Source organism: Lactobacillus sp. ESL0237 (genome assembly GCF_003692985.1).
GTDB classification, from domain to species: Bacteria; Bacillota; Bacilli; order Lactobacillales; family Lactobacillaceae; genus Lactobacillus; species Lactobacillus bombicola.
This window is the reverse complement of record NZ_REHE01000006.1, coordinates 79,774-96,388: the sequence shown is the minus strand read 5'-3', so window position 1 is coordinate 96,388 and position 16,615 is coordinate 79,774. Positions and strand designations below refer to the sequence as shown.

The following is a 16,615-nucleotide window of genomic DNA, read 5'->3' as shown; positions in this document are numbered from 1 at the left end:
AAGAGTTTCGTTAAGTGTTCAAAATTATGTATAATACTATGATAGAAAATATGTGAAAGGCATGAAAAAATATGAAGGCAAGAATTGTTTATGCCAGTATGACTGGCAATGATGCAGATATAGCCGATATCTTAGAAGAAGAGTTACAAGATTATGGTTTTGATGTGGAAACCAGCGAAGCTGAATTCACTGATGCCAGCGATTATTTAAGCAGTGATTTATGCATATTTGTCACTTATACCTATGGTGAAGGTACAATGACCGATGAAATATCAGATTTTTACGAGCAGTTAAAAGAATTAAACTTAACTGGAAAATATTTTGCTGTAATGGGTAGCGGTGATCTGGTTTATGCTGACCATTTTTGCGAAAATGTTTTTGATTTTGAAAAAATGTTTAAACAAGTAGGAGCTAAGGAAATTACTAAACCAGTTACCATTGAAAACGCACCTGATGATGAAGCAATTTCTAAAATTGAAAATGCGGCAAAAGAAATGGCTGACCAATTAAATGATTAAGGATAAAAAAATAAATACTGACAGATTTAATTCAATTACTGATCCTAAAATTCATCATTTAGCACAAAAAGTAGTTACAAAGCATCGCAATCTTGTGGTTTACATGATTTTTGGATTTATTGCAGCATTAATCAATACCGTGGTTTTTATGATCCTGCATAAATGGTGGCACAGTGCCGTTTTAATTTCTAATACAATTGCGTTTATTATTTCCAACTTAGCTTCGTTTGTGTTTAATCAAAAAGCAGTTTTTATTAATAATGTTGATCAAAAACACTCCACTTGGCAAAAGTTAATTGTCTTTTTTACCTACCGCATTATTAGTCTTATTCCTGATAGCTTAATTATGCTAGTTGGGCTTTCTTGGCTCGGACTAAACGCGCTTTGGGTTAAAATTATTGATCAGGTATTAGTTGGTATTTTTAATTATTTAACCACTCGTTCCGTATTTCAAGCCCAAGAATCAACAATGATTGAACGAGCTAAAAGAAAAATCAAGTCACATCAAGCAAAAAAATAGTAAAAAAAATAAGTCACAATTGTGACTTATTTTTTTATTCAAAATCGGCTGGTCGTTGCTTTTGACCATCAGCAAAATAATAAGCAATATCTTCCATAATTCGCTCAGAAGCATGACCATCACCATAAGGATTTTGGGCATTAGCCATTTGCAAATAAATATCTTTATTATCAAGTAGTTCACGCATTGCTGAACGAACATCAGCTTGTTGCGTACCAACTAATTTCAATGTACCAGCTTTAACTCCCTCAGGACGCTCAGTGGTGTCTCTTAAAACTAATACGGGCTTATTCAGTGCTGGCGCTTCTTCTTGTACACCGCCTGAATCCGTCATAATAAAATAACTTCTTTTAGCTAAATTATGAAAATCGACGACATCCAAAGGAGCAATTAAGTGTATCCGAGAATCATTACCCAGAATTTCATAAGCAACTTCTTGAACTTTAGGTGAAAGATGAACTGGATAAATAATTTCTACATCATCATGTTCAGCAACAATCTGTTTCATTGCTTTGAAGACTCGTCTCATTGGTTGGCCTTGATTTTCACGCCGATGCATTGTTACCAAAATAATCCGATTACCTGGTTGAATTAAGTCCAGCACATCATGATGGTAGTTTGATTGAACTGTCTGTTCAAGTGCATCGATTGCTGTATTACCGGTAACAAAAATTCGCTCTAGTTGGTGATTTTCTTGTAGTAAGTTGGCCTTACTTGTTTTAGTTGGCGCAAAATATAAGTCAGCTAAATCATCTGTCATTTGGCGGTTCATTTCTTCAGGAAATGGCGAATACTTATTCCAAGTTCTAAGACCAGCTTCTACATGACCAATTGGACACTGCTCATAAAAGCTAGCAAGACTAGCCGCAAAACTAGTTGTAGTATCGCCATGTACTAAAACAAGGTCTGGTTCTTCTTTTTTAATCACATTAGCAAGATCAAGCATTACTTTTGCAGTGATTTCTTCTAATGATTGATTCTTTTTCATGATATTAAAATCATAGTCCGGCTGAATATTAAAAATGGTAAGTACCTGATCAAGCATTTCTCGATGTTGTGCACTAACTACAGTGATTTCATCAAAGCGATCATCGGCTTGTAATTTCAGTACTAGCGGTGCCATTTTAATTGCTTCCGGTCTTGTGCCGAAAACCATCATTACTTTTATTTTAGTCATAAAAACCTCCGTTTTAATAGTAATAACTTAACTGCCAAAAAACAAGTTTTTATGTTTTAATTACTATAATCGTTTTAATTATGAGGAAACCGATGAACTATAGCTTTACTTTACTACTTTTCACCAGTATTTTAATCATTGTCTCTAGCTTTAGTCTTGTTTTTAGCTTTGACCGGCAAAAAAATAGCTACCAACGAAAAAAGCTATTTTTAATTGCTACAATAGGATTTATAATAGCCGCTATTTTAATGGTAATTATTTTAGAGTCACCTCTGGCTACAATTTATCCAACGCAAAAATGATAACGCTTTCTAAAATATGCTGTATAATTAATAGTGTCTAAATAAATAGAAAAGAGGTAAACACAATGAGTGAAGAAAAAAATGGTAAAAATGTTTGGGTTACTACCCATGGCGAGCAATGGGCCGTTAAAGTTGAAGGCGCTGAACGAGCTCGTAAAGTCTTTGATCGCAAAGAAGATGCGTTAGCCTTTGGCAAACAATTAGCGCAAAAAAATAAGGGCGAGTTAATTAGTCAAAAGAAAAATGGTCAAATTAATCTTAAAAATTCATATGGCAATGATAGCCCCAAAGACAAAGGCTAAAATTTATCTTTTATAAATTAGCTACAAAAAAGGCTTCAACTAAAAGTTGAAGCCTTTTTTTGAACTAATATATAAGCTTTGTCATAAAAATAAAATCATTAAACAGCTTAATTAATTAAAATACTGGCTAACATCATCAGCTAAAAGCACTGATATACCAAGCTTTATAGTCCTAAATTAATGACCCCGGTGAGATTCGAACTCACCTCTACGGTTTAGGAGACCATTGTTCTATCCAGATGAACTACAGGGTCATGCATAGTTAACTTTACCAAATTTGAATGATAAAAGCCAACTTTTTTTACATTAATATTGTCTAATATAATATGAACGCGACGTACTAGCTTCAGCAATTTTATCAGCCGCAATTACAAATGGTGTCCAGATGGCCAGAGCAATTACCATATTAATAAGACATAGGATAATTGCACGCCAATCATAATTACACGCCAAGAATGGTCCAATAATTGGTGGCATAATACTTGGTACTGCCACTTGAACAGGATTAACTAGACCTAAGGCACTCACCCAATATGAAAATGCCACATTCACCAATGGCGCAACTATAAATGGAATAAAGTAAATGGGATTAAGTACAACCGGTAAGCCGAGAACAATGGGTTCATTAATATTAAAAATGCCTGGTGCTAAAGCCACTTTGGCAATAGTGCGATAGTCACTCCGTTTAGAAAAGAGCAAAATAGATACAATTAACATAAGGGTGCCACCAGTTCCGCCAAACCAAGCAAAAGCATCAAAAGAACCACGCACCCAAAGAAAGGGTACATCATGTCCTGTTCTAACCGCTGTTACATTAACATTCTGAGCCGTTAACCAGATTGAGTCTAAAATTGGTGCCCAAACGCTTAGTCCATTAATACCGAAAAAGCCAAAGATTTGCACTAATAAAGTAACTAGCATTACCATACCAAATCCTTGTCCCATCTTAACTAAGGGTACTTGTAAAGTGGCTAATAGCCAGTTGCCAAAATAGGTACCAGTAATTGTTTGAAAGACAAAGTTAATCAACCCGACACTAAAAATTGCAATAATAGCAGGAATTAAAGAGTCAAATGCTTTTTGTTCAGCATAGGGCAAAGTAGTTGATAAATGTAAAGTTAGCCGTGCCTTACAACAAAGCGCAAAAATTGAAACCCCAATTGTGCCAAACAAAATTGCAGTAAAGATACCCGTCGTTGAAAATTGTGAAATGTTAAATGCTTGGTGGATTGAGACAACCTTACCATTAACACTAAGTTTGGTTAAATTAGCAATACTCATGGCCAAAGACGATAAAGAAACAATAGCACCAGCAATGGGATCAACCTCGATGCTTTTAGCCAAATGAAAACCTAAAGACATTGCCAAAAACATCGCAAATAAGGCAAAAGTACCACGCCATACCACATTACTGATTAAGGTAAGCGGCTGCATTACCCAGGCAAAAGTTGTCCAACCTAAGTCATCTCTTGCTACCATAATTAAACTTCTGATTAACACAGCAAGCGATCCGGCTATCGTGATCGGCATTATTGAGATAAATGCATCCCTTAAGGCAACTAACCAATGGGCTTGTCCTAACTTGTTAGCCAAGGGCAAAATATAATCTTCTAACCAAGCTACTAATCGACTCATTTTTGGTCCTTCTTTTTTAAATAATGTGGATGATAACCCTTATTTTTACGATGTCGCTTTTTATTGCTTTTTCGCTTTTTATTAGCAGTCTCAGTAACTTCTTTCTCTTCAGCGATTGCTTTTTTAATAGGTAATTTTTGAGATAAACGATTTTTGCCAAAATAAACACGCTCAAGTTCAACAAAATTAACTAGTAAATTTTTTAAGTCACGAAAATCATGATCATCCCCTAAAGTGACAACATATCCATTAGCCCCCATCCTGCCTGTACGTCCAGCCCGGTGCAAATATGTATTAGCTTCACTAGGAATATCAAAATTAATAACATAAGTAACTCCCGTTAAGTCCAAGCCACGTGCTGCTAAATCAGTTGCCAATAATAATTTTAGGTGGCCTACTTTAAAATTGTGTAGGGCTTCTGCTCTTTTTTGTTTACTGAATTCATTTGCCAAAAGATCAAATTTAGTTTTAGTATGGGCTAAAATCCCCGCAAATCGCATCATTGTTTGATTAGAGTCAAAAAACAAAATTCCCTTAAAATTATTAAGCCTTACTAAACGCTGAATAAAATCTAGTTTGTGCGTATTATCAACTTGCAAAAAATAGTTTTTTACCGTTGTTTTCTGGTCTGGACGAACATCAATTAAAACAAAGTTGCGTGCAAACAGCTCGTCAGCTTGACGCGTAATTTCTGATTCTGTTGCGCCAAATAATAAAATCTGGGCATCAGAACGTAAGTTTTGTCCTAGAGAACTAAGTAATTCCATTTTACTAAATTCCAAAATATCATCAGCTTCATCTATTACCAAGGTGCTAATCTGATTGACTTTAATACGACCACTTGAAAAAAAATCAAAAAATCGCCCAGGAGTAGCCACAATTACTTCTGGGTGCTTTTTCTTTAAATTATCTTCCTGGCGTTTACGATTTCCAGCGCCGACCAAACTAATTCCCTTTAAGTTCAACTCATCAAGAAATGGATTAATTGCATGCCGAATTTGTACAGCTAATTCAGTTGTCGGAGCAAAAATTACTAGACTATTTGCTTCACCTACTTTAACTTTTTCTAAACTAGGTATTGCATAAGCTAAAGTTTTGCCCGTTCCGGTCTTAGCTAATGCAATACAACTTTCACCACTTAAAATTGCCTCTCTTGTTTTTGTTTGAATTAACGTTGGTTGATTAAAGCCTAATCTAGCCAAGGTTGATTGAATTTCTGTTTTCATTATTATTTTAACTTGTCCATATTCTATGTCTACTTAACAAAAAAGTTATTGTTTACAGGTTATAAATGTCTTGTTCTCATCCTACTAGTCTATCATATCAATATTTTTTGTATAATTTCCAGAAATAAATTCGCTAATAACTAAAAATGACTGTTTTAAAACAGTCATTAATTAAGTTTATTCTTCTACCAAATAAATCGGTTTTTGTCCGTTCAATACCCGCTTGACGTCAGTCATACTTTGTTCAATCATATTTTTAACCGAAGTTTTAGTATAATATGCGGAATGAGGAGTAAAAACAACATTAGGCATTTTTGCTAGTTCTTGGTAGTCCGCAGGTAATTCGGCAATATTAGTAAATTTTTTCATTACGATATTTTCTTCACCAGTCATCACATCAAGAGAAGCACCTGCAATTTCTCTATTTTTTAATGCTGTAATTAAAGCTTGAGTATCAATTAGAGGCCCTCTAGCTGCATTTATAATATAGGCTGTACTTTTCATTTGCTTAAATTCAGCAGCCCCAATCATATTATCCATCCCGGGTTCAAATGGTGTGTGCAAGGTTAAAATATCAGCTTCTTTAATGACGGTTTCAAAGTCAGTGTAATCAAGAAAAGCTTCATTAGCAGGATTTTCCACAATATCATAGGCGATTACTTTAGCGCCTAAGGCATGAAACAATTCAGCAACTGCCCCACCAATTCGACCAACACCAATAATGCCAATAGTTTGATTATAAATTTCATCACTAATCAAATCTTCACTACGCACAAAATTTAAATCTTTGTATTCATTTTTAAAAATTGGACCCCATTTTCTCAACAGATACATAGCAGAAGTAAGGGTATTTTCAGCTACTGCTCGAGGAGAATAAGCTGGCGTATTAGTAATAATTAGATTATACTTATGTGCAAATTCCCAATTAATAATATTATAGCCAACTGACCGCAAGGCAATTTGCTTAATACCATAAGAAGCAAGTTTACGATAAACCGCTTCTTCATTAATATCAAAAATTTGTAAGACACTAACCACGTCAAACCCTTTTGCAAGTTCAACAGTTTCAGCATCAAGTTTTTTAACTGTAGTTTGCAATTCATCCTCAATATGGTTTTGATTCCATTTATCTACATATACCTGCTGTTCAGGCGTCATATTGTATAATAAAGCCTTCATTATTCGTTCTCCTTATAGTCATAGAAGCTTCTTTTTACCTTTTTAATATTAATAAGCTTTTTTACCTTTCTTATAAACAGCTTTATCAACTTGGGTAACAGCTGTAATTTCAGCAAGAGGATTTTTCTTTAAAACCAAGAAATCGGCAAATTTACCGGCTACTAATGAACCATATTCATCATCAATTTTCATTAACTTAGCAGAATTTCGACTAGTTTGTAAAGCTTCAAAATTGGTAAAGCCTTGTTCAACTAACAAAGGTAGCTCTTGCGGCGTCATCTTAAAATCATTAAATGGCGTTCCAGCATCCGTTCCCAATGTTATTGGTACACCAGCATTTTTAGCGTGGGTAATATTTTGCCGTAAATCTTTCCAAGCAGAGGCAATTTTCGCCATTTCCCATTCTGGAATTTTACCGGGAGCATATGCAATAAATGCCCAAGCACCAACAATTGTTGGTGTTAAATATGTACCCTTTTTAAGCATCAGTTCTATTTCTTCATCGTTAACATAAAAACCATGCTCAATACTATCAACACCTGCTCTTATAGCATTCATAATTCCAGGATTACCCTCAGCGTGAGCAGCAACGGTAAACCCTTTGTGATGTGCTTCTTCAACAGCAGCATGAATTTCACTTTCACTAAGCTGGGGGTCATCCATAAAGTCATTTTCAGTCATTACCCCACCAGTTGCCATTACTTTAATTGTTCTAGCACCTTTTTTAATGCCTTGACGAACAGCCTTACGCATTTCATCAGGAGAATCAACCAAGTGACCAAAATTAGGCATGTCGCCGTGGCCACCAGTCATTGAATATGGACGACCTGAAGGTAAAATTTCTGGTACATTAATCAATTCTCCCCTCTTTATTAAGTTATTAAGGGCAATATCGATATCATACGTACTGCCACATTCACGAATATAGGTTACACCTGACTTTAATAGCTCATGCAAATGCTTAACTGCTCTAACAGTTGCTTCAACAACATTTGCTGAACTATCACCATCTGGTGTCCGGGGATCCATAATGATATGAGTATGGCAGTTAATCAAACCTGGAATTACATATTGACCAGTCAAATCAACCATCTGATCAGCTTTGGGTGGTGTATTAGACCCTACTTTAATAATTTTACCTGTATCATCATCAACTAATAAATAACTATTGGGTTTTACTTCTTCATCTTCACCATTAAACAAATTAAAATTAAAAAAAACTGTTTGCGTCATCTTAAAAACTCCCTTTATAAAAAAGCACTTATCCCAATACAAGGACAAGTGCTTCATGTTACCACTTTTAAATTTATCTATTACTTCCGTAATAAAGCCCGGTTAATTATCTAACAATTGATTGCACTGCACCACTATAAATTAGTAAATACCAACTAAGATAATTAGTTAACACTAATACAAGTAGCGCCCATAGTATTTAAAACTTCTACTAACACTTTCATTACTAATTTATCAGGTAATTGCCTTTTTAAATCATATTTAATTAACTTTTAATTTAGCATCCTATACATATCTTGTCAATAAAAATTGGGGCAAGCTTTAAATTTACTTATAATAGAATCCCAACTACATCCAGGTATTTAACAGAAAATTCCGCTGGCAAAGTAATTGCACCTCCAAATGCAACTACTAATATGAAACTTAATTATCCGTTCATACGATCGATGAACTTAGATTAGTGGTACTATCCGCAGTAGCAAATTTAATAAACAATTGTAATGAAATTGGCCTAAAATCTATCCCTTTTCTAGTCAATTTTTATCAAATATAAGAATAGCTTATAAAAATGACTCATGCTCAATAGTTTAATAAATCATCATTGTTGACAATCGTCTTAGTTCAGCTTGAGACAAACATTTACAAATATTAGTAATGTTTATCCAAGTAAGAATATAATTATTAATTTTAGCGCTAGCTAGCGGATACAAAAACTATATTAAACTATAAATTAAGAAAAAAATACTAAACCGGATTTCATAAAAAAAACTTAATAAATTTATTTAAATACCTCTTCTACCGTACTTCTCTATGATTATCGAAAAACTGACTGAATAAGACTTGCTTTATTTCAGCCAGTTCCATATTTTCAGTTTCATTTGCTCTAATTTTTGTAAATAAAGGTTGAATAATTTGATCAAATTTTACCAATTCATCTTTGGCTGGTATCTTAACGGTTAATGAATTGAGATTTTTTTGCGATATTTTTTGTTGCACTGCACCAGTGATAATCGTTGATACCTTTTTTTGCCTAAAGAATAAATATAACCATTCCGTCGAAACATGTTTACCTTGAAGAACATGAACATGATTATTAGGCCAAAATTTCCCAAAAACATATTGTAAGACTGGATAACCATCCTTGTCTTCTACTGACCCATCTTCACCTAATAATAAATAAATGCCATCAAAATTATATTTATCAATATAATCATTGACAGCTGCTGCACCAATATAGCGATATTTACCTTGTATTGCTAGACGCTTCCGATTAGCAATTGGTCGCCTGAATTTATCAAAATTAGCTATATATGAGCCAATCTTTTCGTTACCAGAGTTCACATTGGGGAAATACTTTTTAAAAATAGTTTCTGCTAGAGCAAGTAAGTTTTCATTTATTTGTACATTAAGTGCGATTTTTTTATCAATTTGCAAAAATATATTAGCAATCCGTTCCTGTTCTTCTAATGGAGGAACTGGAACTAATAAACGCTTAAAAGCAGTTTTATTAAACTTGGGCTGTGCACTACCAGAAACAATTGTTTTCATTAATTCCTGGCCGCTGGGACTAGATAGGAAGTAATAATAGTAATCATTATTATACTTGGTATCGATTACAATTGCATTCGGTCCCAAAGACATCGGCTTATCAAGTTGCGGAGCTTTAAAGGTGGTACCTAAATGAGTACCAACATTAGAAATAATAATTTCTCCGCCATAAAGTTTCGTTTTCTTTAAAAATTGATAACCAGCTTTATTTATATACTGAAATGGTCCTTTAAAATTATTTCTATAATCAGTGAGCCTGATCAAAACTGCATAGCCCTGCGATTCATCTGTATAAATAACATTTTCTTTTAAAGATTTAAAACTACCATTTGCCACATAATCAGTTATTTTTGTGCATATTTCACCAATAGATCTATATTTCATAACCCAGACCTTTCAGCACTTGTCGAACATCATTTTGCAACTTATCACTTTTAGCAAATTGTTCTTTAAGGTCACTAGTAAGTTTAGCCATTCGTGCTTCATATGACTCACCGACTTTGGCTTGCTTGGCTATTCCTACATAACGACTTGGAATTAAAACATAATCATTCTGCGCAATTTCAGATAATTTGACTGCCTTACAAAAACCAGCAATATCTTTATATTGCTCGTTGATAGTTCCACGATAAGCATGATAGGTCATCGCTAGCTTATTGATATCTTCCTTAGAGAAGCGACGATGCTTACGGTCAACCATTTCGCCTAGATTACGTGCATCAATAAATAAAGTTTCATTCTTACGATTGCGCTCATCGCTCGATTGCTTATCCATATCTACAAACCAAAGCGATACAGCAATGCTAGTTGAATAAAACATCTTATCAGGCAAAGCTACAATTGCATCAATTTTATCGTCCTCAAGTAAAGCTTTACGAATTTCATACTCTTCTTTAGTTGAAGTTGACAATGCTCCATTAGCTAAGACAAAGCCCGCTTTCCCGTCCGGAGCAAGTTTACTAATTATGTGCTCAATCCAAGCATAATTGGCATTACCAATTGGGGGCATTCCATATTTCCACCGTGGATCATCTATCAGCTTTTCACCATTCCAATTTTTCACATTAAACGGCGGATTAGCTAAAACAAAGTCAAACTTTTCATTTTTATGAAAGTCATTGGTAAAGGTATCCCCTTGGTGTGGACCAAGATTATTATCAATTCCTCGAATGGCTAGATTCATCTTAGCTAATTTCCAAGTAGTAGGATTGGATTCTTCGCCATAAACTGATAAATCAGAAACATCTCCTTGATGCTCTACAACAAATTTATCAGATTGCACAAACATTCCTCCTGATCCACAACAAGGATCATAAATCTTGCCTTTGAATGGCTCAATCAGTTCCACTAAGGTGCGTACAATTGAACGAGGAGTATAAAATTCTCCGCCCTTTTTTCCTTCTTGAGCGGCAAATTTAATTAAAAAATATTCATAGACACGCCCCAACACATCAGAGCGCATCGCTCTGGCACAGCCTAAACTAATGTCAGAAATCAATTCGACAACCTCACCTAAGCGACTTTTATCTAAATCCGGTGAAGCATACTCCTTACTCAAAATCCCCCGAAGTGAGGTATTATTTTTTTCGATTTCGCGCATCGCTCGATCAATTACTTTACCAAGTTGCGGTGTATTAGCTGCTTTTTGAATTACATCCCAACGTGCTTGCTTTGGTACCCAAAAAACATTTGCAACTTTATATTCTGTTGGATCCTCAGCCTTTTCTGGATAATCAGACTTCAAAAGTTCTTGATGTTTAGTTTCAAATGAATCTGAGATATATTTTAGAAAAATCAATCCTAAAACTACATTGCGATATTCAGATGAATCCATGCTGCCACGCAAAGCATCTGCAGTTTGCCATAATTTGTTTTCAATACCTAATTCGCTTATCTTTTTTACCATTAATCTGTTTCCTTTAGTTCTTGTAGTTAATTTGAAGCCTCTTTAAAATAATGCTTAAATAAAAAAGTATTTCTAATCGTTACTTAGCCATAAGAAATAAATATTCAACTGGTTAATTTTATTTTAGTCACTTGTCTACCTAATCTTGCCATTGAAACAAAATGCTCTTAATTATCATATTTTCAGTTAAATCGCTAGCTAGCTACCTCATCTCCTATGGATTTATATCTTTTAATTTCTATATTTTATCATAGAAGTGGCTCGATCTTTTTACTTATTAAATTTATTAACCATACCAAAAAACTTGCTGTCTCCAGTAATGGAACAACAAGTTTTTTTAAAAAGTTAATAAAGATTATCATAACCAAATTAAATCACTTATCTTCTTATTAACCGTTTAACTGTGCAAACGTACTAGTTCTGATCAGTATAAAAACTTTTTAAACGATAAGTCGTTACTGGTTCAACATAATAATGATATTGGGCAACCAAATTACAAATTTCGTCCCCATTAATCAAAGTAATCATTCTCGTACCCTGCCTTGCGGCTTTCACTGCACCCCGGGTAAAATCTGCTGTTGTAATAAAAATACCAAATTCCGCGTTATACTTATCCATTGCTCCGCGAAATTTATCAATCTCTGGTGCTGGAACATTTCCTTGCCAGCGTTTAGCTTGCAGGGCAACTCGAGTAGTTCGGTAATCATCTGAACGTACATAACCAAAGCCATCTAAACCGCCATCAGCAACATAACTAACGCCAATTGTATCATCGACATCAATACCCATTTTAGTCAAGAGACCTCGACAAAAGAGTTCAAATTTTGATGGATTCATTTGTATCAAAGCCAAAAGCAAGTCTTGCCGCCACTGGTCCTCGACTACCTCCCTATCAGTTGAAAACTTAGTTGACACAATCTCAGCTAAGTTTTTGGTCTTTAAATCTTTTGAACTATTATCTTCCAAAAATGGTCGAACGTCTTTTTCGGCAGTAAAAGTTGCCAAATTGACACTACGTCCTTTTGCTGATAACTCAACTTGATGATTATCAGCATCAAGCAAGTAACCTGTAGTAAGCAAATATTTAACTGCATAATTAAGTGTATAAGCAAATGGACTATAACGGACACCAGTCTTTTGAGAAACTCTTGTTTTATCTACTTCATTTTCAGAAATCACAGTAGAGTTATCACGAATATCTGCTCTAATTTCTTTTCTGGTAGCTTGACCTCCCAAACGTTTAATGGCAATTAAGACTTCTCTCATTGTTACATTTTCAATGTCAATTTGTTTGTTAGCCATCTATATATCCTTTCCTCTATTGCTTATACATTATTAAAAACATTAATTTTTTTATTCTCACCCATACATTTAATGAGGTTAAAAAAATCAAATAACACTGCAACAGCTGAATTTTACCATAGAATTTTGTTACAAATTAAAAACTAAGCTCTTTTGCCAGATAACTTTCTATACTTAAATTATTTTTGTCAGTTTCAGTACCGTTACTATTTAAACATGCTACTAGCTAATTTTACCCATTGCACATTAGCCAAAAGCATTAATTTGATATGACTGGTATCTATAAAATTACAAAATTTGAAAGTATTTATGTGAAAATATTAAAATCAAAATCCAACTAAGACACTTGTCGAAAGTATTATAGCTTAAATCCTAAACTTACTTGATGAAATTCATCAAAATTCCATTAAAGTAACTTTAGAGCTATTTTTCCATTCGTAAAATGTTTTAACACAATAAACCGCTTCATCACATATCAATTATCTGCTTCTGCAAGTTTTCAAGCCTTATATCTTTGTTTACCATATATTTAATAGTTCTTGTAATTTGTTTTTAGTTGTATTAAGTAGATGGAACAATAGTTTCATAATTACTTATCTTCCTACTTATACCTACCCATAACTATGTCTTTAACTTCTTGCAGATAATCATCGGTATATTCTGGCACAAGTAATTGGCCATCAATGGCATCAAGCATAATTTTTTCTTTATCTTTCAATTTTTTATAAACCGTATTATCAATGAAGCTCATATGAGCAACATCACCTTTAGTCATCAAATAATAATATCGAGTGTATTGGTCCGCTGGTAATCCTAGCCGATTAATTCGATCTCGCGACTGCAACATAAAAGTTAGATTGAAGTTGTATTCAAAGTAAATCGCATCATGTACCGTCTGGTGAAGAGAAATTGATTCACCTAAAGTATTAGGATTTGAAACTAGTACCTGTGCATCTCCCGTCCGAAAATTGTTAATCAGTCCTTCACGGTCCTGCTTAGGAGTTGCACCATAAATTAAAGTGGTTTTGATGCCCATACTATTAAGAGTATCAGTAATCTTTTGCATAGTGCCGACAAACATTCCCCAGACCAGTACTTTCTTTCCTTGACTGACTAATTTATCAATCAAGTCAATACCCATTTCAAACTTAGGCGCTTCTATCTTGGTTAGATCATACTTCTTGTATGCTTCACCGCTACTAATATTTTCTTTTTCAATTGTGATAGCCTGCTTATCCCAAACGCCTGAGTCAGCATCAACAAGTCCTAATTCTTTATAGTTGATATTAGTACTAAGCAATTCTGGATTAGTTGAAGCCTGTAGTAGTCTGATGAAGGTTGCCAGTGTTCCATTTTCATTTTCGTAAATTTCTTGTGCCAATAACTCCTGATTTTTAGATGGAGCCACTTCTTTGATAATATCTGGATCAGACTTGGGAACATGTAAATCTTCCTTGGTGGTCCGCCAAAAAAATGGCGCTAGCTTCTTATTCACGTCCTCTGGGTCAATAGTGTTCAGGGTCGTTAAGTCCCAAGCAAAGAACGAAGAATATTCATCAGGGTACATTAAATGCAAAAAATTGTAGATATCCCTAAATCCATTCGGAATTGGTGTCCCCGTCAAAACATAGCGATAGTGCGGAGCTTGACTTAAACTCAATGCAGCTTTTGCACGTTGACCACCGACACCTTTTACCCGGTGAACCTCATCAAAGACTAACATTGTTTTGGCATCCAATAAGTCATTAATAATGTTTAACTTACTTTGCAATGATTCATAATTGATGGCAATCACATCAGCCTGAATCCAATCATGCTTAATTGCGCCGAGATTATTATTATACTTTTTATCCCGCATATTAAAATAGTGAAGTTCTCGCTTAGGCCCAAAAACTTCTTGAAATTCTGTCCGCCAAGCCGCGAAGGCATTTAAAGGAGATACTACTAGGAGCTTATCGACTTCATTTACTTGAGGACTAGACAAATAAGCAAAAGTTCCATACATCATAGCGGTTTTACCAGCACCAGGTACTGAAAAATTAGCCGCTCGTTTCATGATGGTCATGAAGAAACTAGCTTTTTCTTGCTCTAGCTTTAGTGGCCGCGTAATTTCCTGGTTAACTACTTTTTTGAAGTTTTCGAACTCATGCAGCCAACGAGGATCATCATCTTTAATAGTTAAGCCTGCCTGACCTTGTTCTTTAATATAGTACTGGCGCTGTTGTACAAATTGATCGAACTTATTACTAGTTTTAACCTCTGGCAATCCTTTACGTTGCAAACGTCGATTAAGTTTCTTTACTAACTCCAGCAGCTGGACGTAAGTCAAATCTTTTTTAAAGGTTCGTTGATTAGGATCTTTAAAATAAGGAGCAAAAATTGCTAACCCACGCTGAGCCGTCTTGGTTTCTAGAGTACGGTGAGTATCATCTATTAATTGAAACAGGTCTTCATCATTTTTGATGATAATTGGACTATCTGATTTCATCACCATACTTACTAAAAAGCTCCTTACTTAATTGATTTAAATCACGCATATACTTTTGTAATTCTTTTAACTGATCTTCACTCACTTCGTTATAACGCAAACTTCCAATTAAGCCACCATCCTCATTTAAATCATGATAGTATTTAACATTTTGCTTGATATTACGGATAAACTTATCGACAGATTCACTGTTACGGGCATTCCGCATATAAGTATCAAAAGTATCACCCAGGGCCTCAACTGTTTCGTTTTCGTCAGTTAAACTTTGCATTAAATCCGATGTCGAACAAATCTCTTCATCTTGAAGTGAATCTGATAAATCATCTACCATATCGGCAACATCATCGTTGAAATCTTCATTATCTACACTATTCACAATGTTCTTACTATATTCACGAATATGAGTACGGGCAGTATTACCACTAACTCCGACATGAATTTGATAAAGAATCACGCCAAAATATGAATTCATGGTTTCATTCTTACGAACCTGTGATTCTGGTTCATCACCAAAGTTTTTGGAAAGGGATTTACCCATTTCATAAAAAAGTGACCAAACTTTACTTTCTTTGATGATATTGAAATTATTTTCAGGTGCACCAATAAACTCCAGGAACCTCTTCATATATACTGCTCCATCATAGTATTTCTTAACTTCAGTAAGTCGCATATGAGAGTCGGCTGCATAGTCGGCTCGAGTCATAATTGGATCATTGCCACTAGTAGTTTGATAGATGTCCACCGCTAGATCAACCGGATCATAATTTTGCCGTTCCTCAACTCCCATTTGAATGGCCAATTCTAGTTTTTTAATCTTAGCCCGCTCAGTAGTATTGTCATATGAAAATGGTAAAACAACTGCCTCAAAATATACTGTTCTTCCGGTTGATTGATGAATATCACGTAGAGCCGTAAAACGACGATTCCCATCAATAATCCGCCCATCATCAAGGACATAGCCATATACCTGTTGGCCTGACTCTTGAATCGATTTTTCTGTCCGTTTCAGTGCTGATGAATTGTCTTGTTCAATCAACTTAGCAACAAAATTGTTGTATTGTGGATCCTCTTGATCATTTGCCGGATGCAATTCGTCCTGATATTGTGAAATACCAGTCGCAATTCGGCCATTTTTATCATTATAGTAAAGGTACTCCAAAGGAATTTTATAGACATCAAGAGTCTCTGAGCTTACACCATCAACTTTAATTGGCAGTTTAGGTTTGGCACCCGTTTTTTCTAATTTACCTTCTTTAGCTAAATGAATTAGCGATATCAT

The 16,615-nt window shown here is 34.7% G+C and carries 13 protein-coding genes and 1 tRNA gene; 3 read left to right on the top strand and 11 right to left on the bottom strand.

Annotation, left to right across the window (positions count from 1 at the left end; genetic code table 11):
• Positions 1-71: 71 nt before the first annotated feature.
• Both F5ESL0237_RS02075 and F5ESL0237_RS02070 read left to right on the top strand, forming a co-directional pair.
• Positions 72-518, top strand: coding sequence for a flavodoxin (locus F5ESL0237_RS02075; protein WP_122021407.1), 447 nt, complete (start codon positions 72-74; stop codon positions 516-518).
• Positions 511-1,038, top strand: coding sequence for a GtrA family protein (locus F5ESL0237_RS02070; RefSeq protein WP_090092970.1), 528 nt, complete (start codon positions 511-513; stop codon positions 1,036-1,038). The genes F5ESL0237_RS02075 and F5ESL0237_RS02070 overlap by 8 nt, the downstream gene beginning before the upstream one ends.
• Before the next feature lie 34 nt (positions 1,039-1,072).
• On the opposite strand, the gene wecB is transcribed toward F5ESL0237_RS02070, so the two are convergent.
• A complete protein-coding gene (wecB, locus tag F5ESL0237_RS02065; protein ID WP_122021406.1) occupies positions 1,073-2,215 on the bottom strand; it encodes a non-hydrolyzing UDP-N-acetylglucosamine 2-epimerase in 1,143 nt (380 codons plus the stop codon).
• Between the two features lie 367 nt (positions 2,216-2,582).
• Between wecB and F5ESL0237_RS02055 the strand changes: the two genes are divergently transcribed.
• Complete coding sequence (locus tag F5ESL0237_RS02055; RefSeq protein ID WP_090092965.1) at positions 2,583-2,819, top strand: DUF2188 domain-containing protein; 237 nt, start codon at positions 2,583-2,585, stop codon at positions 2,817-2,819.
• A gap of 181 nt (positions 2,820-3,000) precedes the next feature.
• Here the strand turns inward: F5ESL0237_RS02055 and F5ESL0237_RS02050 are convergent.
• The 10 genes from F5ESL0237_RS02050 to F5ESL0237_RS02005 all read right to left on the bottom strand — a co-directional run bounded on the left by F5ESL0237_RS02050 (position 3,001) and on the right by F5ESL0237_RS02005 (position 16,615).
• Positions 3,001-3,073, bottom strand: a tRNA-Arg gene (locus F5ESL0237_RS02050).
• A 52-nt stretch (positions 3,074-3,125) separates the two neighbouring features.
• Positions 3,126-4,454: a PTS sugar transporter subunit IIC gene (locus F5ESL0237_RS02045; RefSeq protein ID WP_122021405.1), complete on the bottom strand. Its 1,329-nt coding sequence runs from the start codon at positions 4,452-4,454 to the stop codon at positions 3,126-3,128.
• Entirely contained in the window at positions 4,451-5,680 is a 1,230-nt protein-coding gene (locus F5ESL0237_RS02040) for a DEAD/DEAH box helicase (RefSeq protein ID WP_122024492.1), read from the bottom strand. The genes F5ESL0237_RS02045 and F5ESL0237_RS02040 overlap by 4 nt, the downstream gene beginning before the upstream one ends.
• 177 nt (positions 5,681-5,857) lie before the next feature.
• A complete protein-coding gene (locus F5ESL0237_RS02035) occupies positions 5,858-6,859 on the bottom strand; it encodes an NAD(P)-dependent oxidoreductase (RefSeq protein WP_122024491.1) in 1,002 nt (333 codons plus the stop codon).
• A 48-nt stretch (positions 6,860-6,907) separates the two neighbouring features.
• Positions 6,908-8,092 carry an amidohydrolase family protein gene (locus F5ESL0237_RS02030; protein WP_122021402.1) on the bottom strand — a complete coding sequence of 395 codons (1,185 nt, stop codon included), beginning with the start codon at positions 8,090-8,092 and terminating at the stop codon, positions 6,908-6,910.
• 795 nt (positions 8,093-8,887) lie between these two features.
• Positions 8,888-10,024 (bottom strand): restriction endonuclease subunit S, encoded by a 1,137-nt coding sequence (locus tag F5ESL0237_RS08385; RefSeq protein ID WP_158592376.1) that lies wholly within the window; start codon positions 10,022-10,024, stop codon positions 8,888-8,890.
• Entirely contained in the window at positions 10,014-11,546 is a 1,533-nt protein-coding gene (locus tag F5ESL0237_RS02020) for a class I SAM-dependent DNA methyltransferase (protein ID WP_122024490.1), read from the bottom strand. The genes F5ESL0237_RS08385 and F5ESL0237_RS02020 overlap by 11 nt, the downstream gene beginning before the upstream one ends.
• 414 nt (positions 11,547-11,960) lie before the next feature.
• Positions 11,961-12,848 carry a restriction endonuclease gene (locus F5ESL0237_RS02015; RefSeq protein ID WP_122024489.1) on the bottom strand — a complete coding sequence of 296 codons (888 nt, stop codon included), beginning with the start codon at positions 12,846-12,848 and terminating at the stop codon, positions 11,961-11,963.
• Between the two features lie 601 nt (positions 12,849-13,449).
• Positions 13,450-15,342 carry a DEAD/DEAH box helicase gene (locus F5ESL0237_RS02010; protein WP_122024488.1) on the bottom strand — a complete coding sequence of 631 codons (1,893 nt, stop codon included), beginning with the start codon at positions 15,340-15,342 and terminating at the stop codon, positions 13,450-13,452.
• A complete protein-coding gene (locus F5ESL0237_RS02005; protein ID WP_122024487.1) occupies positions 15,323-16,615 on the bottom strand; it encodes a hypothetical protein in 1,293 nt (430 codons plus the stop codon). Before F5ESL0237_RS02005 ends, F5ESL0237_RS02010 begins: the two co-directional genes overlap by 20 nt.

Bases quoted from the DNA above. Each gene is read 5' to 3' on its own strand.
- F5ESL0237_RS02055 (WP_090092965.1), top strand. From the start codon at position 2,583: ATGAGTGAAGAAAAAAATGGTAAAAATGTTTGGGTTACTACCCATGGC.
- F5ESL0237_RS02020 (WP_122024490.1), bottom strand. From the start codon at position 11,546: ATGGTAAAAAAGATAAGCGAATTAGGTATTGAAAACAAATTATGGCAA.
- F5ESL0237_RS02075 (WP_122021407.1), top strand. From the start codon at position 72: ATGAAGGCAAGAATTGTTTATGCCAGTATGACTGGCAATGATGCAGAT.
- F5ESL0237_RS02005 (WP_122024487.1), bottom strand. From the start codon at position 16,615: ATGATATCGCTAATTCATTTAGCTAAAGAAGGTAAATTAGAAAAAACG.
- F5ESL0237_RS02015 (WP_122024489.1), bottom strand. From the start codon at position 12,848: ATGGCTAACAAACAAATTGACATTGAAAATGTAACAATGAGAGAAGTC.
- F5ESL0237_RS02030 (WP_122021402.1), bottom strand. From the start codon at position 8,092: ATGACGCAAACAGTTTTTTTTAATTTTAATTTGTTTAATGGTGAAGAT.
- F5ESL0237_RS08385 (WP_158592376.1), bottom strand. From the start codon at position 10,024: ATGAAATATAGATCTATTGGTGAAATATGCACAAAAATAACTGATTAT.
- wecB (WP_122021406.1), bottom strand. From the start codon at position 2,215: ATGACTAAAATAAAAGTAATGATGGTTTTCGGCACAAGACCGGAAGCA.
- F5ESL0237_RS02070 (WP_090092970.1), top strand. From the start codon at position 511: ATGATTAAGGATAAAAAAATAAATACTGACAGATTTAATTCAATTACT.
- F5ESL0237_RS02010 (WP_122024488.1), bottom strand. From the start codon at position 15,342: ATGGTGATGAAATCAGATAGTCCAATTATCATCAAAAATGATGAAGAC.
- F5ESL0237_RS02045 (WP_122021405.1), bottom strand. From the start codon at position 4,454: ATGAGTCGATTAGTAGCTTGGTTAGAAGATTATATTTTGCCCTTGGCT.
- F5ESL0237_RS02040 (WP_122024492.1), bottom strand. From the start codon at position 5,680: ATGAAAACAGAAATTCAATCAACCTTGGCTAGATTAGGCTTTAATCAA.
- F5ESL0237_RS02035 (WP_122024491.1), bottom strand. From the start codon at position 6,859: ATGAAGGCTTTATTATACAATATGACGCCTGAACAGCAGGTATATGTA.